Consider the following 18,632-nt stretch of genomic DNA (forward strand, 5'->3'; position numbering starts at 1 on the left):
TTTCGCCCATCACACGGGTTGAGCGAAGCGATGTCAAGTCTCGCGCATCAGCGGGAGGCGAACTGCTGCGCAATAAAGGCCGTGACAAATCGCGGCATGGTCGGCGTGAGATCGCTCATCCCGCGCACGAGATGAATGGCCGACAATTCGGGCTCGGCCTCGCGCGCGAGATTGGCTTCGATCCGGGCGCGGACGACATCGCCCGGCATGTCCAGGTTGAGGACCTGAATCATCGCAATCGCAGGGCCGGAGACGACGCAGTGCCAGTCCGCCTCCGCCGCATAGTCGGCCACGGTCAGCCCGGTCTCTTCCGCGACCTCGCGGATGACGCTGCCGGGAATGTCGAGTGCGTCGTCCCTGACATCGTCGAGGTCTGGCGTGCCCGAAGGGAAATAGATGCGGCCCGCATTGACGGTGTGCTGTGCCATCTCGCCCATCACGAAGGCACCGTCGGAGCTGCGCAGCGCGCCCATGCCGAAACCGTTGAACACGGCCGCATCAGGGAAGCCCCAGTCGCGCCAGGCGAGGAAGCTCGCGAAATCGGTCTCGAAATAGGTCGCGGTGAGATGGCCGTCCGCGAACACGGCGTCGCGCCCGAGCAGGACGCGACCGTTCCAGATTTTTGGCCGCTCGCGCTGCTTCTCGGCGAAATGCGCCGCGATTTCGGCGCGGTGCTCCTCGGCGAACGGCCACGCGATCGGCCGCACGGCAAGATCAAGCGTCGTGACGCGATGAATGTCTGGTGACGTCATGACGCCTGACTACAACGCCTTCGCGTCAGTTATTTGGCATTCCCCGTCGTCTTCTTGGCCTGGTCGACGAATTTGTTGGTGAAGGTCTTGCTGACGTCGATCTTGGCGTTGGCGACTTCGGGCGAACCGACGCTGAACACTGCGAGCACGGCGTCCGCACCTTTCGGATCCATCTTGCCGGTCTCCGAGAACATCGGAATCGTGTTCTTCAGCGCGGCGAGATAGAGATCCTTGTTCTTGCCCACGGTTTCCTCCGGCATCTTCGCCATGATTTCCTCGGGCGTGTGCGAATGGATCCAGGCGAGCGTGGCGAGGATCGCATTGGTGAGCGCCTGCGTCTCCTTCTCGTGGCCGTTGACCCAGGCCGCCGTCGAGTACAGCGCGCCGCCCGGATATTCGCCGCCGAACGTCTCGAGCGTGTCCTTCTGGGTGCGGGTGTCCGAGAGGATGCGCAGATCCTTGTGGCTGCCCTGGAGCACGGTGACGGAGGGATCGAGCATCACGGCCGCGTCGATCTGGCCCTGCTGCATGGCGGCGACCGCAGTGGCGCCGAGACCGACGCCGATCACGGCGGCGCTGGTGGGATCGAGGCCGTTCTTCTTGAGCATGTATTTGAGGAAGAAGTCGGTGGAGGAGCCCGGCGCGCTGACGCCGACCTTCTTGCCGGCGAGGTCCTTGACCGACTTGATGTCGTTGGTGCGCGAGGGCGCAACCACCAGCACGAGGCCGGGATAGCGGTCATAGACCACGAAGGCCTGGAGCTCCTGCTTCTTGGCGGCGAGATTGACGCAATGGTCGAAATAGCCGGAGACCACGTCGGCGCTGCCACCGAGCACGGCTTTCAGCGCGTCGGACCCGCCCTTGAGGTCGACCAGCTCGACATTGAGGCCGGCCTTCTCGTACTCGCCGAGCTGCTTGGCCAGCACCGTCGGCAGATAGCACAGGCAAGAGCCGCCGCCGACCGCGATGGTGACCTTGCTCTGCGCCGTGGCAAGCGAGGTGGTGAGCATCAGCGCGAGCAGCGCGGTAGCGAGCCTGGCAATCGTGTTCTTCATTGGTTTCCTCCGTTCGGCCGGCGGCACCATAGAGCAGCGGGACCGGCTTGAGAAGCACTGCCTAAGCGGGCTGGCCATCGGCGTTCCAGCGCAATAGCATGCGGGACACAACAACAATTTTCGAAGGGGAGGATCATCCATGAATCGCCTTGCTGCCGGACTGTCGATCGCCGCCGCCTTTGCCGCCGGAAGCGGCGCAACCCACCTGCTCCGGCCGGCGCTCGCCGCCGAGAACATCACCGCACAGATCATCCACACCGGCGAGATGGAGGGCGATGCGCTCGGGCCCGCCAACAATGTCGGCTACCGCTCCAAGATGTTCGCGAGCGCCGACGGCGCCACCATCTCGATCCAGGTCGGCAATGTGCCCAAGCACATGCATCCCAACACCAACGAGATCCAGTACATCCTTGACGGCACCGGGACGATCTGGCTCGGCGACAAGGAGGTGACGGTGAAGCCCGGCGACCTCGTCATCATTCCGAAGGGCACGCCGCATGGCGGCACCAAGCCGATCAGCGGTCAGGTCAAGGCGATCGCGATCAAGACGCCGCCGCAGGCACCCGACGACACCAAGCTGCTGGATTGAGCCTTCGCGATCGGGGAGCGCCGATGCGCGGGCCCCGATCACACGCGCTAGCCGCGCCCGTCCGACGCGGTCGGCCGCCACACCAACAGTCTCCGCTCAACCAGCGTGACGCCGAAATCGATCAGGATGACGAAGGCGGACAGCACGAACATGCCGGCGAACACGCCAGCGACGTCGAATACGCCTTCGGCCTGCTGGATCAGATAGCCGAGGCCCGCCGCCGATCCCAGATATTCGCCGACGACCGCGCCGACCACGGCGAAGCCGACCGAGGTATGCAGCGAGGAGAACATCCACGAGAGCGCCGACGGCCAATAGACGTGCTGCATCAACTGCCGCTCGCTCATGCCGAGCATGCGGCCATTGTCGAGCACGGTGCGGCTGACCTCCTTGACGCCCTGGTAGACGTTGAAGAACACGATGAAGAACACCAGCGTCACGCCGAGCGCGACCTTGGACCAGATGCCGAGGCCGAGCCACAGCGCGAAGATCGGCGCGAGCACGACGCGCGGCAGCGCGTTGACCATCTTCACGTAAGGATCGAACACGGCCGCGACCAGCGGCTGGCGCGCGAACCAGAAGCCGACCAGGACGCCCCCGAGCGATCCGATCACGAAGGCGAGGATCGATTCGGCCAATGTGATGCCGAGATGCTTCCAGATCACGCCCGAAGCGAACCACTTCACGATCTGGCTGAACACGTCGAACGGATTGGAGAAGAAGAACGGCGGCAGCAGGATCTTGCCGAACACGGGGACGGTCGACAGCACCTGCCACAGCACGATGCAAACGACCGCGACCAGGACCTGCAGCGCAAACAGCGTCGGGCGCGACATCAGACCGCCTCCGCTGCTTGGGTGGACTGCGCGTAACCCTTCATCACCTCGTCCTTGAGCACGCTCCAGATTTCGCGATGGAGCGCATGGAACTCCTTGTCCAGCCGCACCTCGAAGATGTCGCGGGGACGCGGCAGGCTCACGCGCCAGTCGCCGATGATGCGCGAGGACGGTCCGGCCGACATGATCACGACACGGTCGGCGAGCGCGATCGCCTCTTCGAGGTCATGGGTCACGAACAGCACGGCCTTGCGGTCGGCGTTCCAGAGATCAAGCAGCAGGTTGCCCATGACCTGGCGCGTCTGCGCATCGAGCGGCCCGAACGGCTCGTCCATCAGCAGGATCTTTGGATCGCGGATCAGCACCTGCGCCAGCGCCACGCGCTTGCGCTGGCCGCCGGACAGCATGTGCGGATAGCGGCCAGCGAAGGCGCCGAGGCCCACGGAGGTCAGCCATTTCTGCGCCCGCGGCAGCGCCTCGGCCCGCGGCGTACCCTTGATCTCGAGCCCGATCGCGACGTTGTCGAGCGCGGTCTTCCAGGGGAACAGGGCGTCGGCCTGGAACAGGTAGCCGGCGTCCCGGTTGAGGCCCGCAAGGGGCCGGTCGAATATCTTCACGTTGCCGGCGGCCGGCTTGAGCAGACCGGCCGCGACGTTGAGCAGCGTCGATTTCCCGCAGCCGGTCGGGCCGACAATGGCAACGAACTCGCCCTGCGCAACCGCGAGATGGGCCTTCTCCACCGCCGTATAGACCCGCCCGTCCCCGAGGCGGAACGCGACCTTGGCATCTTCCAGCGCCACCGCCGTGGGCATTGACATGTGTCTCCTCCGAACTTGGCCCGATGCCTTAGCCTCTCGCGCAGCCAAGTTCAATCAACCGGCCAAGCGTGCTACGCATGGGGCTGGCCGCGCCCTTACCCTCCATTGGAGGGGGAGGGTAAGGAAGAGTGAGCCCGCATCTATGCCCTCCAAGCTGGCGATCAGCTATGCCCGCGTCACCAAGAGCTTCGGCTCGCTCAGGGCCGTCGACGATGTGTCGCTCGACGTCGCCGACGGCGAGTTTGTGGCCATCGTCGGCGGCTCAGGCTCCGGCAAGACCACGCTGCTGCGGCTCGCCAACCGGCTGATCGAGGCGGATAGCGGCACGATCACGGTCGAGGGCCAGAACGTGCGGGACGTCGATCCGGTCGCGCTGCGGCGGCGGATCGGCTACGTCTTCCAGGCCGGCGGGCTGTTTCCACATTTGAGCGTTGCCGACAACATCGGGATCACACCAAATCTGCTGGGCGTGTCGGCCGCGGATATCGCCTCACGGGTCGATGAGCTGCTCGATCTGGTGCAGCTCGACCGCGCCGCGCATCGCGACCGGCTGCCGGAAGCGCTCTCTGGCGGCCAGCGCCAGCGCGTCGGCGTGGCGCGGGCGCTCGCGGCACGCCCGCGCATCATGCTGATGGACGAGCCGTTCGGTGCGCTCGATCCGCTCACCCGCGACGCACTCGGCGAGGATTTTCGCGGCCTGCACCGCAAGCTCGGCCTGACCACCGTGATGATCACGCATGACATGACGGAGGCAATTTTGCTGGCCGATCGCATTGCGGTGATGCGCGCTGGAAAGCTGCTCGCGCTGGGTACGCCCGCAGAGCTGTCGAAAAGCAGCGATGCCTATGTGCTGGAGCTGTTGCGCACGCCCCGGCGCCAGGTCGAGCGATTGAACGCGCTGCTGCCAACGAGCGGTGCGGCATGAGCTTCTTCACCGATCCGCGCTGGGGCGAGGCGCTGTCGCATTTGCCCGATTATCTCGGCAATCATGTCCGGGTGAGCCTTGCCGCGCTCGCGCTTGGCCTTGCCGTCAGCCTGCCGCTGGCGATCCTCACGCGCAACCGCCCGGCGCCGCGCGGCATCCTGCTCGCGCTTGCCAGCATCGTGCAGACGGTCCCGGGACTGGCGCTGCTCGCACTGTTCTATCCGCTGTTGCTGCTGGCCGCCTCGGTGACGCTCGCCTGGTTCGGCGTCTCCTTCTCCGCCTTCGGCTTCCTGCCGGCGATGCTGGCGCTGGCGCTCTATTCGATGCTGCCGGTGCTGCGCAACGGCATCACCGGCCTCAACGGCATCGACCCGGCGTTGCTCGAAGCCGCCAAAGGCGTCGGCATGACCGCGCGGCAGTCGCTGGTCATGGTCGAGCTGCCGCTGGCGCTGCCGGTGATGATGGCGGGCATCCGCACCGCCGCAGTCTGGGTGATCGGCACCGCCACGCTCTCGACGCCGATCGGGCAGACCAGCCTCGGCAATTACATCTTCGCCGGCCTTCAGACCCAGAACTGGGTGTTCGTGCTGTTCGGCTGCGTTGCTTCGGCCCTGCTGGCGCTCGCCGTCGATCAGTTGCTTGGCCTGATCGAAGGCGGCTTGCGCCAGCGCAGCCGCGCGCGCGCTGCGCTCGGCGGCATCGGAATCGCGGCCCTCGTCGCCGCGACGCTGGTGCCGACCATGGGGCGCTCGTCGCAGAGTTACGTCGTCGGCGCCAAGACATTTGCCGAGCAATATGTGCTATCGGCCCTGCTCAGGGACCGCCTCCAGGCCGCCGGTCTTCCGGCCACGGCGCGATCGGGCCTCGGCTCGAGCGTGATCTTCGAGGCTCTGAAGGCCGGCGACATCGATCTCTGTGTCGATTATTCCGGCACGCTCTGGGCCAACCAGCTGCACCGCACCGACATCAAGCCACGCGCGGAACTGATCGCGGATCTCAAGGCGGCGCTCGCCAAGGACAATATCACCCTGCTCGGCGAACTCGGCTTCGAGAATGCCTATGCGCTGGTGATGCCGCGGAAGCGCGCAGAAGCGCTCGGTGTCCGCACCATCGCCGATCTGGCCGCGCACACATCGACGATGTCGATTGCCGGCGACTACGAGTTCTTCTCCCGGCCGGAGTGGGCCGCGCTGCAAAAGGCCTATGGCCTTTCGTTCCGCGCGCAGCGCCAGATGCAGCCGGACTTCATGTATGCGGCGGTCGCCAGCGGCGAGGTCGACGTGATCGCCGGCTACACCAGCGACGGCCTGATCGCGAAATACGATCTCGTCGCGCTCGATGATCCCAGGCACGCGATCCCGCCCTATGATGCGATCCTGCTGCTGGCGCCGAAGCGCGCCGGCGACGAGCGATTGCAGGCGGCGCTGACGCCGCTGCTCGGCAAGATCGATATCACCACGATGCGCGAGGCCAATCTGCGCGCCAGCGGCAATGACGCGAATTCGTCGCCGGATGCGGTGGCGAAGTGGCTGTGGGAGAAGGTCGGCAAGCGGTAGCTCGCATGCCCAGTCGGATCTCAAGCTCCGTCATCCTGAGGCGCGAGCCGCGCGGTGCGCGGCACCGTGCGGCGAGCCTCGAAGGATGATCGGCCCCGATACAGCCGGGCCGTCGCCCTTCGGCGCTTTTGCGCCGCAGGCCTCGCCCCTCAGGGTGACGGTGATGGAAACTAAAGCCCCCGGATCATCCCCGCGTTGATCAGCAGCCGGTTCAGCCGCCGCGACTCCGCGCCGTCCTTGCAGCCGTAGAACATGCCCTTGCAGCGGAGCATGATCGCTTTCTGCTCGGCGAAGGATGGATCGAGTGGAATGCCGGCGGCTTCCTGGATGACCAGCGGCAGATAGGGGCCGTCGATCGTGTCCATCACGGCGTCGCTCTTCACCGGCTCGAAATTGACGGCGTCGATCGCGTAGTAGGTCCCGTAGAGACGCGGGTCATAAGCGTCGAGCTTCTTGCCGAGAGCGCCCTCGTCGAGCCCGGGCTCGAGCAGCTTCGGCGCAAACTCCGGCTGGTGATCGCCATAACGAACAATCAGGAAGGGCTCGCCCGGAAACGTCTTCTTCAGGCCCGCGACGAAAGCCTTGTACTGTTCGGCGCTCATCGCCTGCCGGCGCAGATATTCGTCGATGGACGGCATGTTGCCCGGCGCGCGCCAGTTCGGCAGCAGATCGGGACGGAAGCGGGTTTCCCAGGGGAAATGATTGGCGCCGAGATAGATGAAGGTGAACAGCGGCTTGTTGGGCGGCTGCTGACCCATCAGCTGAAGCGCCTTGTCGTAGAAGAAGCTATCGGGCTCGACGTCCCTGGCGCCGAGATCCTTCGAATCGAGGAAGCGCTCGATGCCGGTCGTCATCTGGAAGCTGCGCGCGGCCATGAAGCCGCCATGGGCGGGATAGAGCGACAGGGTGTCGTAGCCGCAGCGGCGCAGCGCCAGCGGCAGGCCGCGCTCGACACGGTTCGAGGCGATACGGGTCACGAAATAGGCGAAGCGGCCGAACGAGCGCGAGGAGAGCCCGGCGAGCACGTTGTATTCGGTGAACCAGCTCGGCCCGCCATTGCTCTCGGCCAGGAACGTGCGCTGCTTGCCGTCCCAGGACTTGAAGTGGCTGCCATAGCCTTGCGGCACCTTGATGCCCTGCGCGGCGCGGATGTCGAAGCTCGATTCATCATGGATCATGATGATGTTCGGCCGGCGGCCGGCGGGATGGCAGGCATCGACCAGCGGCATGTTGAGCCGCTCGTTGGTCGAAGCGGCCGATTCCATGAAGCCGTATTGCACGAAGTCGGAAACCGAACTGACGCCGGAGCGGAAGAATTTCGAGAGATAGCCGTCGTCGTAATAGCCGCGCCAGGCCTCGTCAGGATGGTAGAGCGAATAGCCGACCAGCGCGGCGAGGCAGGCAAGCTTGCAGGCGAGCGCCGGCAGGCGGCGGATGCGGAACGGATCGAGCCACCACAGCGCATACATCAGCGGCAGCGTGACGAGGCAGGCCAGGATCACCGACCAGCGCAGGTTCGGGAAGATCGTGAACAGGAACGCGACGGTGTCGCGGTCGATCATCATCAGGTCGATGAAGTTGACCGTCATCTGCACGACGTCGTGCTTGAGCCGCGACAGCAGCACCAGCACGACGACCATGGTCAACGACAGCGCGCCCGACAGCGCCGGCCGCCGCAGCAGCGTGATCCAGAAGAAATTGAGGATGCCCCAGGCCAGTGCGAAGGAGAAGCGTGAGGCGAAATCGGTTTCGGTCTCGTACATCAGCGCGAGCGCAGCCAGGTGCGGCGCTGCTACCGCGAGCAGACGCCAGATGCCGAGCGCGGCGACGCTCGCCAGCACGGCGGTTGTGGCAGAGGGACCTGGATTGGGCGCGGACGCCATCGACAACACGCAACAGCTGGTCCGGCGCGGTGATGCCAAGCCGTCTGGCCGGCTTGACGACGGCTAGGGCGCCCGGCGCAGCCGGAAGCCTGCACCGTGTCATAAAAATGTAATGGAACAGTCACGGTCAGGCAACGCGTCCGCCGATCCGACCTTCGCTTAATGTTAGCGGCAGGCGAAGCGCCGCGGGCGGGCGGGCACAGCCGCTCGCCGCGTCAGGGCTTGGCGATCCCTGCGATGAACAGGTCGATCACCCCCTCCGCCATCCGCTCGATCTCGCCTTCCGCCACGCCCCAGCGCGGAAAGTGGCCGTCGAGATTCATCCGGGCAAATCCGTAGACCAGGGCGCGGCCGGCAATCTGGATGCGCTTGAGGTCCGCCGAGAGCAGCAGGCCCTGCTGCGCCGCCTCAGCCAGCATCTGCTCCGACAGCGCGATCAGCTCGGCATTGTCGCGGGTCAGCGCGGCCGAACTGCCATGGGCAAAGTAGCGCCCGGTGGAGATGATCTCGAAATGGGTGGGATTGCGCATGGCCCAGCGCAGGTAAGCGAGCCCGAAGGCGCGGAAGCGGCCGAGCGGATCGGTGGCCGGCGCCTGGCTCAGCGCCGCCTCGATCTCGGCGCGGAAACGACGCTGCGCCTCCTCGGCCACCGCCACCATCAAGGCATCGCGATTGGGAAAGTGCCGGAACGGCGCCCCCGGCGACACCGCAGCCCGGCGCGCGGCCTCGCGGACCGAGACCTCGGCGCCTTCGGCCGCCAGGTGCAGCGCAGCGTCGATCAGCACGCGGCGAAGGTCGCCGTGGTGATACGGCCGGACCTCGGGTGCTTGGCGGCGGGCACGCGGCTTGGGCGTCTTTGGTGTCATGGCGCCTTCTAGCATCACCCGAACGTGAATGTAAGCAGTGATTACACCATTGACGGTCGCTTCGATCCAAAATGTAATCGGCGATTACATGCAGGAGGCGATTGTCATGACGCAACGTCAAAGCTGGCTCGAAGGCTGGCGGCTGCTAGCCGTCCTTGCGCTCAGTCTGATCGCACTGAGCCTGTGGATCGCCTCGATGCGGCTGTTCGAGGTCGAGGGCGTGCGCATGGTGATCCGCTTCACGGCGCGAAGCTCACTGCTGCTGTTCTGCCTCGCCTTCAGTGCTGCGGCGCTGGCGCGGCTCTGGCCCAATGCCTGGACGCGTTGGCAGCGCCGCAACCGCCGCTATCTCGGCCTGAGTTTTGCGGCGTCCCACGCCATCCACGCGGTTGCGATCGTGGCGTTCGCCAGGATGGATCCGGCGGGATTTGCGCAAGCCACCTCGACCGCCTCCTTCATCTTCGGCGGCATCGGCTATGGCTTCATCATCGCCATGAGCGCGACCTCGTTCGACCGCACCGCCGGGCTGATCGGGCCGCGCACCTGGCGTGCGCTGCATGTTGCAGGCGGCTATTATCTCTGGTTCCAGTTCATGGTGTCGTTCGGCAAGCGCGTGCCGGCGATGCCGCTCTACGCCGCGTTCCTCGTTCCGCTCCTGATCGTGATGACGCTGCGCATGATCGCGATGGCCCGCCACCCGCGCGGGCAGACCGTCGCGGCGGGCTGAAACGCCCGCATCACTGCGGCAGCAATCCGAGCCGCTTGGCGATGATGCGGTCAAGCGTCCGTTTCGGCAGCAGGGCCCCGATCAGATGCCGCATCGGGTCCGGTGTGATCTGGTAGCGCACCTTGGGGCTTGCGGCGGTCAGCGCCTCGAACGCCACTTCGGCGATGCGCTCGGCGGGCAGGCCCTTCGCGCCGAGCTCCATCATGAACGCCATCACCTTGTTCAGCGCCGGCAGATAGGGCGAGTTCTGGTAGACGGAGAGATCGATCTCTTCGGCCTTGCTCCAGATCGGCGTCTTGACCGCGCCGGGCGCAATGATGATGACGTCGATGCCGAACAGCATCAATTCGCGGCGCAGGCTCTCCGACAGGCCCTCGATCGCATGCTTTGAGGTGCTGTAAGGCGCCGACAGCGGATTGCCGTTCTTGCCCGCCACCGAGCTGATCATCACGATCCGCCCCCGCGGCCCCTTCAGCGATCGGTCTGCGCCGAGCAGCGGACCGAACGCCTGCGTCGCGATGACAGGGCCGATGACGTTGACGTCCATCTGGCGGCGGAAGTCGTCGGCCGACAATTCGAGGACAGGACCGGCGACTGCGATGCCGGCATTGTTGACGAGACCGGCCAGCGTGTCGCCACCGAGCGCCTCGCGCACCTGGCGTGCGGCGGCCAGCACGGCGGCCTCGTCGGTGACGTCGAACAGCAGCGGCGTGAAGTTCGCACCGAACTCATCCTTGAGCCGGCCGGCATCGACCTGCTTGCGGACGCTGCCGAAGACGCGATAGCCGCGCCCGATCAGGAATTTCGCAATGGCCCAGCCGATGCCGGTGGACGCACCCGTAACGACGACAGATCGCATGATCCCCTCCCCTTCGAGTTCCCGCGATCATGCAGGAGGAGGCCGCGCCAGCGCAACGGATCGCGGTTCTCAAGCCGCGCAACGACAGCAATTTCGCGCGAGCAACGCGCGGCAAGAAGGCACAGCAGATGTCGGTTCTTGGAATCGAGGGAAAGTAAACGTCGCGCAGCAGGATGGATCGCACGATGAGAATACGAATGAAGAGTAGATTCCTAGACTCTGAGGTTGCTGAAGTTTCGGCGTTCGGGAGATTGCACGAAATTGCCAGAAACGAGGCGAGATCAAGAATGTGGTTTAAACGTCAGTTCTTGGTGCTCGGTGAGCACTTCAACTCGCGAAGAATTTGAATGAAGCAGCAATGCTTGGCGCGAGATGAAGAGAGCGAGACCGCTGGTTGCGATCTCGCTCGAATCTAGCCGCGAAGGTTTAAGATTTGGTTTGGCGAGCGAAGCTTGTGTTTCACTCGTCATTCCGGGGCGCGACAAAGTCGCGAGCCTCAGATGCGCAATTGCGCATCGGGGAATCCAGAAGTCGTTGATCGAGAATCCGGATTGCGCTTCGCGCCCCCGGAATGACGGCACAGCCGTCAGTTCTTCGACTTGTCGACCAGCGCGCCCTTCTTGATCCAGGGCATCATGTCGCGCAGCTTCGCGCCGACTTCCTCGATCGGGTGCGCGGCAAGCTTGGCACGGGTCGCCTTGAACGAGGTCTGGTTGACCTTGTTCTCGAGCATCCAGTCGCGGGCGAACTTGCCGCCCTGGATGTCGGCCAGAACCTTCCGCATCTCCTTCTTGGTCTCATCGGTGATGATGCGCGGACCGGTGACGTACTCGCCGTACTCGGCGGTGTTGGAGATCGAGTAGTTCATGTTGGCGATGCCGCCTTCATAGATCAGGTCGACGATCAGCTTCACTTCGTGGAGACACTCGAAATAGGCCATCTCCGGGGCGTAGCCGGCTTCGACCAGGGTCTCGTAGCCGCCCTTGATCAGCTCGACCAGGCCGCCGCAGAGCACCACCTGCTCGCCGAAAAGGTCGGTCTCGCACTCTTCCTTGAAGGTGGTCTCGATGATGCCGGCGCGACCGCCGCCGATTGCAGAGGCGTAGGACAGGCCGAGATCATGGGCGTTGCCCGAGACGTCCTTGGCGATCGCGATCAAGCAGGGCACGCCGCCGCCGCGCTGATACTCCGAGCGCACGGTGTGGCCGGGGCCCTTCGGGGCGATCATCAGCACGTCGAGGTCGGCGCGCGGGTCGAGCAGGTTGAAGTGGACGTTGAGGCCGTGCGCGAACACGAGGGCGGCGCCCTTCTTCATGTTGTCGTGCAGGTGCTCGCGGTAGATGTCGCCCTGGAGCTCGTCCGGGGTCAGCATCATGACGAGGTCGGCCCATTTGGCGGCTTCGGCGACTTCCATCACCTTGAAGCCGGCGGCTTCCGCCTTCTTGGCCGAGGCCGAACCCTTGCGCAGCGCAATGGCGACTTCCTTGACGCCGGAGTCCTTCAGGTTCAGCGCATGGGCGTGGCCCTGGCTGCCATAGCCGACGATGACGACCTTCTTGCCCTTGATCAGGTTCAGGTCGGCGTCGCGATCATAATAAACACGCATAGTCGTTTCCTCGTTCGGGGGCCGGAATCGGCCGATGGTCAGTCTTTCGAAGGCGAATTGACGGATTTCGGGGGCTGTCTAGAGCATTTTAGGGCCCCTGGGAAACCCGTTTCTGCATGGAAATCTGCGGCATCATGCATCCATGAAGACGGGGTAGAGGGAAGCCAGCAACAGGACCGCCATCAGGATGTTGAAGGCGCGGACCAGCCCCTCGGAAGTCAGAACCGGGCGCAGCGCGGTGCCGAACAGGGCCCAGACCACGGTCGAGACCGTGCCGATGATCAGGCTGATCACGGTCTGGATCGCGATATTGAGCGGGAATTGGGCGATCGCCGCATAGGCCGTGATGGTGCCGATCACGATCACCCAGCCCTTGGCGTTGATCCACTGGAACATGGCCGCGCCCCAGAAGGTCATCGGACCGCGGCCATCCCCCTCGCCCGACTTGGTCGGGCCGGCCATGGCGATCGCGGCGGCAAGATAGATCAGGTAGACCGCACCGGCATATTTCAGGATGGTCTGAAGGATCGGGTAGGCCAGGAACACGGTGCCGAGCCCGAGGCCGACGGCGGCGACCATGAAGGCAAAGCCGATGACGATGCCGGCGATGTGCGGGATGGTCCGGCGGAAGCCGTAGGTCAGGCCCGAGGACAGCAGCATGATGTTGTTCGGCCCGGGCGTGAAATACATCACCGCCATGAAGGCCAGGAAGGCATAGAACAGCGACTGGGACATGCTCACCTCACGCGGTCTTCGGCAGCGGCTCTTTAGGCAACGGCCGCTTGGCCAGCACCATCACCGCGATGCCTCCGATCACGGTGAGCATGCCGGCGAGGCGCAAGGGTCCGAACCGCTCGCCGAACACAATGCTGGAGGCGGCCGAGCCGACGAACGGCACCAGCAGCGCGAACGGCACGACCTGCGCAGCCGGATAGTCACGGAGCAGCCGTCCCCACAGCCAGTAGGCGATGCTGGTGGAGATGGCGCCGAGCATCAGCACGCACAGCGCAGTGGTCAACGACACGTGCAGCAGCGATGTCCAGGTCGGCGCCGGACCGTTGGCGATCAGCGCCAGCACGAACAGCGGCACGGCTGAGGCGAGGCAAAGCCAGGCGAACAGATCGAACATCGGCACGCCGCGGGCGCCGCGCAGTAACAGATTGCCGACGGCAAAGCTGACCGGCGCGATCATCAGCACCGCGAAGGCGCCGACGCTGAAGTCATAGCCGACGGTACCGCAGATCATCAAAAGGCCGGCTGCTGCGATGACGACGCCGAGCGCCTGCGCCGGCGTCGGCCGCTCGCCGAAAGCGGCCGCGGCAAAGCCGATCGTGAACAGCGCCTGGCTCTGCACGACCACGCTGGTCAGCCCCACCGGCACGCCATGGGCGATGCCATAGGCCTGGGACAGGAACTGGCCAAGGAACAGCGTGAAGCTGATCGCAATCAGCAGCGACCAGGTGATCTCAGGTTTACGGATGAACAGGCACGGCACCGCGGCAATGGTGAAGCGCATCGCCGTCATCAGCTCCGGCGAAAGCTCGTCGAGCGCGATCCGGCTTGCCACGAAGGCGAGCCCCCAGATGATCGCGACCAGGATGGCGATGAAGATATCGGCCGGCTTCATTGTTGTTCCCGGTTCTGCACTGTCGTGCAGCCCTGTTTATTTTTCTGTCTAGCCTTGCTCGCCGGCTTTCGGTTTCCGCAGCAGATAAGTGCCGTGCATGGGGGCGTGGTAGTCGGCCGAGACCAGCGTGAAGCCGACGTCAGTCAGCATCCGCTCCATCACCCAGCCGAAGGTGGAATATTCGTCGCGCATGTGCGTGACGACGCCTTCGCGCGAAAAGTCGTGGTTCTTGATCTGGAATTCGGCCCATTGCTCGACATCGCGCTCGATCGCGTCAGGCATCGAAGCGTAGACGATGTCGCGCAGGTAGAAGCTCGCGCCCGGCTTCAGCGCGCGATAGATCCGCGACATCGCCACCGCCTTCCAGAAGTCCGGCAAATGATGCAGCGTGAACTCGCTGACGATCAGATCGTAGGACCCCGGGCGGTAGGAAAAGCTCAGCAGGCCGGCCGATTGAGTGCGGACCGGCGCCTTGCGGTCGCGCGCGTAGATCTCCGCGAGCGCCAGCATCGCCGGCGAGATGTCGATGGCGTCGACCTCGGCGCCCATCAGGGCAGCTTCGGTGGCCAGCACGCCGTTGCCGCAGCCGATGTCGGCGATGCGCCAGCCGCGCTGGACCCCGAGCATTTTCAGCGCGGCGCGCGCCCGCAGATCGGCATCCTCGTGGTTGTCGTAGATCGACGCCACCGCGGGCTCGATGCCCATCCGGTTCCGCTCGTTATAGTACCAGTCGCGCGCCAGCATGGTTCACATCCCTTCAGGCCCGCGACCGATCGCGGCAACGCCCGTGCGCGACACCTCGACGAGGCCGAGCGGGCGCATCAGGTCGATATATTGATTGATCTTGTCCGTATTGCCTGTGATCTCGAACACAAAGCTCTCGGTGGTTGCATCGATCACGCGGGCACGGAACGCATCCGCCAGCCGCAGCGCCTCGACCCGGTGCTCGCCCTGCCCGCGCACCTTCACCATCGCGAGCTCCCGCTCGATCGAGCGCTTGGTCTGGGTCATGTCGACGACGCGGTAGACCGGGATCATGCGGTCGAGCTGATGCTTGATCTGCTCGATCACCATCGGCGTTCCCGTGGTGACGATGGTGATGCGCGACAGATGCTTCTGGGCCTCGGTCTCCGAGACCGTGAGGCTCTCGATGTTGTAGCCGCGGCCCGAGAACAGGCCGATCACGCGCGCGAGCACGCCGGGCTCGTTCTGCACGAGCACAGCGAGCGTGTGCGTCTCGTTGGGATCGTGACGGTCCTCGATGAAGTAGGCGGATGCCGGCTGGTTCATTGTCGTCCCCTCTTGTCTCTTCGTCACGCCATCGCTGGCGCGCCCGTCCCGACCCAACGGCGGAACAGATCGAAATCGATATTGCCGCCGGACAGCACGAGACCGACGCGCTTGCCTGACAGCCTGGTCTTCTCCTGAAGCGCCGCGGCGAGCGCGGCCGCGCCCGCGCCTTCGGCGAGATTGTGGGTGTCGGTCCAGTAGGCCCGGATCGCCGCGGCGACCTCGTCGTCGGTCACCTGCACGATGCGCGAGGCGCCCTTGCGGATCAGGGCGAGCGCATCCGGGTCCGGAATGCGCGTTGCCATGCCGTCGGCGAGCGTGTTGCTGGTCTTCGTCGTCACGACTTTGCCTGCGGCGAACGACAATGCGTAGGACGGTGCTTCCGTCGACTGCACGCCGACGATCTCGGTCTTCAGGCCGAGCAGGTCCCGCGCCATGATGCAGCCGGAAATTCCCGAGCCCTGCCCGATCGGCGCATAGAGGACATCGAGATCCGGCGCAGAGCGGAACAGTTCGAGCGCATAGGTGGCGACGCCGAGCACGAGATCCGGATGGAACGACGGCACCATGTGCAGGCCGGTAAACTGGGCGCGCCGCTGCGCCTCCTCGGCGGCCGCCTGAAAGTCCTCGCCGTGCTCGACGAGCTCGGCGCCAAAGGCCTTCATCGCGCGGTTCTTCTCGACCGAATTGCCGCGCGGCACGTAGATCACCGCCGGCACACCATGGCGGCTCGCCGCGAACGCCAGGCTCTGGCCGTGATTGCCCCGCGTCGCCGAGATGATGCCCGGAATGTCCGGCCGTTCGCGCTTCAGCCGATCGAGATAGACCAGCCCGCCGCGCACCTTGAAGGCGCCGATCGGCGTGTGGTTCTCGTGCTTGACCACGATTTCGGTGCCGAGGCGCTCGGCGAGCAGCGGCCAGCCGCGCGCCGGCGTTGCCGGCACCGCCTGTCCCACGATCGCATGTGCGCGCTCGAGCTCCTTCAAGTCGAACATGATAGTCCTTCCGCCGGCCATCTCTGATAGCTGTCATCCCCGCGAAGGCGGGGATCCAGTATTCCAGAGACCCCTGAGAGTGATCGAGAGGCCGCGGCGTACTGGATCGCCCGGTCGAGCCGGGCGATGACAGCGGAGTTTGTGAACATCGCGCTCACACCAGCGCCTTGCCGGCGGCGAACGCCTTGGCCGTGGCCTCGTCGTTGGCCTGCTCGGGCAGCAGCATCTCGTTGTGCGCCTTGCCGGAGGGGATCATCGGGAAGCAGTTTTCCAGTGCGGCGACGCGGCAGTCGAACAGCACCGGGCGCTTGACCGCGATCATCTCCTTGATGGCGCCTTCGAGGTCGGCGGGCTTATGCACCTGGAGGCCGACGCCGCCATAGGCTTCCGCGAGCTTGACGAAATCCGGCAGCGCCTCCGAGTAGGAATGCGACAGGCGGTTGCCGTGCAGCAGCTGCTGCCACTGCCGCACCATGCCCATGTACTGGTTGTTCAGGATGAAGATCTTGATCGGCAGCTCGTACTGCACGGCCGTCGACATCTCCTGCATGGTCATCTGCACCGAAGCATCGCCCGCGATGTCGATGACGAGACTGTCGGGATGGGCCACCTGCACGCCGATCGCCGCCGGCAGGCCGTAGCCCATGGTGCCGAGGCCGCCCGACGTCATCCAGCGATGCGGCTCCTCGAAGCCGTAGAACTGCGCCGCCCACATCTGATGCTGGCCGACCTCGGTCGTGATGTACGTATCCTTGCCGCGCGTCAGCTCGAACAGGCTCTGGATCGCATGCTGCGGCAGGATGACGTCGTTGCTCTTCTTGTAATAGAGCGAGTTGCGGGCACGCCACTGCGCGATCTGCTGCCACCACGACTTGATGTCGGGCTTCTTCGCCTCCGCCTTGAACACCTGGAGGATGTCGCCGAGGATGTTGCCGCAGTCGCCGATGATCGGGACGTCGACCCGGATGTTCTTGTTGATCGAGGACGGGTCGATGTCGATGTGGATCTTCTTCGAGCCCGGCGAGAACGCATCGACCCGGCCGGTGATGCGGTCGTCGAACCGCGCGCCGACGCACAGCATGACGTCGCAATCATGCATGGTCATGTTGGCTTCGTAAGTGCCGTGCATGCCCAGCATGCCGAGCCAGTTCTTGCCCGACGCAGGGTACGCACCCAAACCCATCAGCGTGGAGGTGATCGGAAAGCCGGTGACCTCGACCAGCTCGCGCAGGAGCTTGGTGGCCTCGGGACCGGAATTGATGACGCCGCCGCCGCTGTAGATCACCGGGCGCTTGGCATTGGCCAGCAGCGACACGGCCTTGCGGATCTGCGTCGCATCGCCCTTCACGCGCGGCGCATAGGAGCGGTGCACGTCGGACTTGCGCGGCGGATGATAGGTGCCGGTCGCGAACTGCACGTCCTTCGGCACGTCGACCAGCACCGGACCCGGCCGGCCCGAGGTCGCGACATAGAAGGCCTCGTGCAGGACCTTCGCGAGATCGTTGACGTCGCGCACCAGCCAGTTGTGCTTGGTGCAGGGGCGCGTGATGCCGACCGTGTCGCACTCCTGGAAGGCGTCGTTGCCGATCAGATGCGTCGGCACCTGGCCGGAGATGCAGACCAGCGGGATCGAATCCATCAGCGCGTCGGTGAGCGGGGTCACCATGTTGGTAGCGCCGGGGCCGGAGGTCACCAGCGCAACGCCCGGCTTGCCGGTCGAGCGGGCATAGCCCTCGGCGGCGTGGCCCGCGCCCTGCTCGTGGCGGACCAGGATGTGCTGGACCTCGCTCTGCTGGAAGATCTCGTCATAGATCGGAAGCACCGCGCCGCCGGGATATCCGAAAATGTCGGTCACGCCATGATCGATAAGCGCACGGACGATCATCGCGGCGCCGGTCATCTGGTTCGGATCGTGGCTCTTGTCGCTCATTGACTTGCTCCGGATGCGCTGTTGTCAGCGGCTTCGTTCGTGTCGGGTTCGGGAAATAAAAAAGGCCCCGAAGAGGGCCCACACACACCGCCTGTCTTGTGGATGGCAGCTAGCCACCCCCGGCGGTGTGCCTGGGTACGACGGCGATAAGGAGTTTGGTAATAATGTTACGCATGGCAGGTGCCTGGCTTCCCAAAGGTTGCGCGAAACATAGCGGCCAAAGCCCGGATGTCAAGGCAATGCGGCCGTTCCCGCGCGATTTTGGCAGTGTAGCGGGGTTCCCGGGGTTCGGCGAGAGGTAAATTCGGGAACCGAGGC

The 18,632-nt window shown here is 65.0% G+C and carries 18 protein-coding genes; 4 read left to right on the plus strand and 14 right to left on the minus strand.

Features of this window, described 5'->3' with window-relative positions; genetic code table 11:
• Positions 1-47 precede the first annotated feature (47 nt).
• Positions 48-752, minus strand: a complete 705-nt coding sequence (locus GPL20_RS19780; protein WP_157331179.1) for an NUDIX hydrolase — start codon at positions 750-752, stop codon at positions 48-50.
• Positions 753-781: 29 nt separating this feature from the next.
• Positions 782-1,807 (minus strand): ABC transporter substrate-binding protein, encoded by a 1,026-nt coding sequence (locus GPL20_RS19785; RefSeq protein WP_167533114.1) that lies wholly within the window; start codon positions 1,805-1,807, stop codon positions 782-784.
• Positions 1,808-1,946: 139 nt separating this feature from the next.
• Here GPL20_RS19785 and GPL20_RS19790 point away from each other — a divergent pair, with 139 nt between their 5' ends.
• On the plus strand, positions 1,947-2,396 hold the full coding sequence (locus GPL20_RS19790) for a cupin domain-containing protein (RefSeq protein WP_157331180.1): 450 nt from the start codon (positions 1,947-1,949) through the stop codon (positions 2,394-2,396).
• A gap of 47 nt (positions 2,397-2,443) precedes the next feature.
• Here GPL20_RS19790 and GPL20_RS19795 read toward each other — a convergent pair whose 3' ends face one another.
• Both GPL20_RS19795 and GPL20_RS19800 read right to left on the minus strand, forming a co-directional pair.
• A complete protein-coding gene (locus GPL20_RS19795; RefSeq protein ID WP_128918774.1) occupies positions 2,444-3,232 on the minus strand; it encodes an ABC transporter permease in 789 nt (262 codons plus the stop codon).
• Positions 3,232-4,050 carry an ABC transporter ATP-binding protein gene (locus GPL20_RS19800; RefSeq protein ID WP_157331181.1) on the minus strand — a complete coding sequence of 273 codons (819 nt, stop codon included), beginning with the start codon at positions 4,048-4,050 and terminating at the stop codon, positions 3,232-3,234. Before GPL20_RS19800 ends, GPL20_RS19795 begins: the two co-directional genes overlap by 1 nt.
• 142 nt (positions 4,051-4,192) lie before the next feature.
• Between GPL20_RS19800 and GPL20_RS19805 the strand changes: the two genes are divergently transcribed.
• Positions 4,193-4,975, plus strand: coding sequence for an ATP-binding cassette domain-containing protein (locus tag GPL20_RS19805; protein ID WP_157331182.1), 783 nt, complete (start codon positions 4,193-4,195; stop codon positions 4,973-4,975).
• Positions 4,972-6,531, plus strand: a complete 1,560-nt coding sequence (locus GPL20_RS19810) for a glycine betaine ABC transporter substrate-binding protein (RefSeq protein ID WP_157331183.1) — start codon at positions 4,972-4,974, stop codon at positions 6,529-6,531. Before GPL20_RS19805 ends, GPL20_RS19810 begins: the two co-directional genes overlap by 4 nt.
• 170 nt (positions 6,532-6,701) lie before the next feature.
• Here GPL20_RS19810 and GPL20_RS19815 read toward each other — a convergent pair whose 3' ends face one another.
• Together GPL20_RS19815 and GPL20_RS19820 are read right to left on the minus strand one after the other, a co-directional pair.
• Entirely contained in the window at positions 6,702-8,414 is a 1,713-nt protein-coding gene (locus tag GPL20_RS19815; protein ID WP_157331184.1) for a sulfatase-like hydrolase/transferase, read from the minus strand.
• 215 nt (positions 8,415-8,629) lie between these two features.
• Positions 8,630-9,280, minus strand: coding sequence for a TetR/AcrR family transcriptional regulator (locus tag GPL20_RS19820; RefSeq protein WP_246250750.1), 651 nt, complete (start codon positions 9,278-9,280; stop codon positions 8,630-8,632).
• Positions 9,281-9,386: 106 nt separating this feature from the next.
• Between GPL20_RS19820 and GPL20_RS19825 the strand changes: the two genes are divergently transcribed.
• Complete coding sequence (locus GPL20_RS19825) at positions 9,387-10,007, plus strand: hypothetical protein (protein ID WP_167533115.1); 621 nt, start codon at positions 9,387-9,389, stop codon at positions 10,005-10,007.
• A 10-nt stretch (positions 10,008-10,017) separates the two neighbouring features.
• Here GPL20_RS19825 and GPL20_RS19830 read toward each other — a convergent pair whose 3' ends face one another.
• The 8 genes from GPL20_RS19830 to GPL20_RS19865 form a co-directional block, all read right to left on the minus strand.
• On the minus strand, positions 10,018-10,866 hold the full coding sequence (locus GPL20_RS19830; protein ID WP_157331187.1) for an SDR family oxidoreductase: 849 nt from the start codon (positions 10,864-10,866) through the stop codon (positions 10,018-10,020).
• A 586-nt stretch (positions 10,867-11,452) separates the two neighbouring features.
• Positions 11,453-12,472: a ketol-acid reductoisomerase gene (gene ilvC / locus GPL20_RS19835; protein ID WP_157331188.1), complete on the minus strand. Its 1,020-nt coding sequence runs from the start codon at positions 12,470-12,472 to the stop codon at positions 11,453-11,455.
• A gap of 132 nt (positions 12,473-12,604) precedes the next feature.
• Positions 12,605-13,207, minus strand: coding sequence for a LysE family translocator (locus tag GPL20_RS19840; protein ID WP_157331189.1), 603 nt, complete (start codon positions 13,205-13,207; stop codon positions 12,605-12,607).
• Positions 13,208-13,214: 7 nt separating this feature from the next.
• Positions 13,215-14,099, minus strand: a complete 885-nt coding sequence (locus tag GPL20_RS19845) for an EamA family transporter (RefSeq protein ID WP_157331190.1) — start codon at positions 14,097-14,099, stop codon at positions 13,215-13,217.
• Positions 14,100-14,147: 48 nt separating this feature from the next.
• The gene (locus GPL20_RS19850; protein ID WP_157331191.1) at positions 14,148-14,843 is read right to left on the minus strand and encodes a class I SAM-dependent methyltransferase; all 696 of its coding nucleotides are present in this window, start codon (positions 14,841-14,843) and stop codon (positions 14,148-14,150) included.
• Between the two features lie 3 nt (positions 14,844-14,846).
• A complete protein-coding gene (gene ilvN, locus GPL20_RS19855; protein ID WP_130216172.1) occupies positions 14,847-15,389 on the minus strand; it encodes an acetolactate synthase small subunit in 543 nt (180 codons plus the stop codon).
• Positions 15,390-15,412: 23 nt separating this feature from the next.
• On the minus strand, positions 15,413-16,384 hold the full coding sequence (locus GPL20_RS19860; protein ID WP_157331192.1) for a threonine dehydratase: 972 nt from the start codon (positions 16,382-16,384) through the stop codon (positions 15,413-15,415).
• Between the two features lie 154 nt (positions 16,385-16,538).
• On the minus strand, positions 16,539-18,314 hold the full coding sequence (locus GPL20_RS19865; RefSeq protein WP_157331193.1) for an acetolactate synthase 3 large subunit: 1,776 nt from the start codon (positions 18,312-18,314) through the stop codon (positions 16,539-16,541).
• Positions 18,315-18,632 lie beyond the last annotated feature (318 nt).

The organism is Bradyrhizobium cajani, from assembly GCF_009759665.1.
Classification (GTDB): Bacteria; Pseudomonadota; Alphaproteobacteria; order Rhizobiales; family Xanthobacteraceae; genus Bradyrhizobium; species Bradyrhizobium cajani.

What these genes read in the sequence shown, in the direction of transcription:
- GPL20_RS19810 (WP_157331183.1), top strand. Translation starts at nt 4,972, where the DNA reads ATGAGCTTCTTCACCGATCCGCGCTGGGGCGAGGCGCTGTCGCATTTG.
- GPL20_RS19800 (WP_157331181.1), bottom strand. Translation starts at nt 4,050, where the DNA reads ATGTCAATGCCCACGGCGGTGGCGCTGGAAGATGCCAAGGTCGCGTTC.
- GPL20_RS19850 (WP_157331191.1), bottom strand. Translation starts at nt 14,843, where the DNA reads ATGCTGGCGCGCGACTGGTACTATAACGAGCGGAACCGGATGGGCATC.
- GPL20_RS19825 (WP_167533115.1), top strand. Translation starts at nt 9,387, where the DNA reads ATGACGCAACGTCAAAGCTGGCTCGAAGGCTGGCGGCTGCTAGCCGTC.
- ilvN (WP_130216172.1), bottom strand. Translation starts at nt 15,389, where the DNA reads ATGAACCAGCCGGCATCCGCCTACTTCATCGAGGACCGTCACGATCCC.
- GPL20_RS19785 (WP_167533114.1), bottom strand. Translation starts at nt 1,807, where the DNA reads ATGAAGAACACGATTGCCAGGCTCGCTACCGCGCTGCTCGCGCTGATG.
- GPL20_RS19795 (WP_128918774.1), bottom strand. Translation starts at nt 3,232, where the DNA reads ATGTCGCGCCCGACGCTGTTTGCGCTGCAGGTCCTGGTCGCGGTCGTT.
- GPL20_RS19845 (WP_157331190.1), bottom strand. Translation starts at nt 14,099, where the DNA reads ATGAAGCCGGCCGATATCTTCATCGCCATCCTGGTCGCGATCATCTGG.
- GPL20_RS19805 (WP_157331182.1), top strand. Translation starts at nt 4,193, where the DNA reads ATGCCCTCCAAGCTGGCGATCAGCTATGCCCGCGTCACCAAGAGCTTC.
- GPL20_RS19815 (WP_157331184.1), bottom strand. Translation starts at nt 8,414, where the DNA reads ATGGCGTCCGCGCCCAATCCAGGTCCCTCTGCCACAACCGCCGTGCTG.
- GPL20_RS19865 (WP_157331193.1), bottom strand. Translation starts at nt 18,314, where the DNA reads ATGAGCGACAAGAGCCACGATCCGAACCAGATGACCGGCGCCGCGATG.
- ilvC (WP_157331188.1), bottom strand. Translation starts at nt 12,472, where the DNA reads ATGCGTGTTTATTATGATCGCGACGCCGACCTGAACCTGATCAAGGGC.
- GPL20_RS19860 (WP_157331192.1), bottom strand. Translation starts at nt 16,384, where the DNA reads ATGTTCGACTTGAAGGAGCTCGAGCGCGCACATGCGATCGTGGGACAG.
- GPL20_RS19820 (WP_246250750.1), bottom strand. Translation starts at nt 9,280, where the DNA reads ATGACACCAAAGACGCCCAAGCCGCGTGCCCGCCGCCAAGCACCCGAG.
- GPL20_RS19830 (WP_157331187.1), bottom strand. Translation starts at nt 10,866, where the DNA reads ATGCGATCTGTCGTCGTTACGGGTGCGTCCACCGGCATCGGCTGGGCC.
- GPL20_RS19780 (WP_157331179.1), bottom strand. Translation starts at nt 752, where the DNA reads ATGACGTCACCAGACATTCATCGCGTCACGACGCTTGATCTTGCCGTG.
- GPL20_RS19840 (WP_157331189.1), bottom strand. Translation starts at nt 13,207, where the DNA reads ATGTCCCAGTCGCTGTTCTATGCCTTCCTGGCCTTCATGGCGGTGATG.
- GPL20_RS19790 (WP_157331180.1), top strand. Translation starts at nt 1,947, where the DNA reads ATGAATCGCCTTGCTGCCGGACTGTCGATCGCCGCCGCCTTTGCCGCC.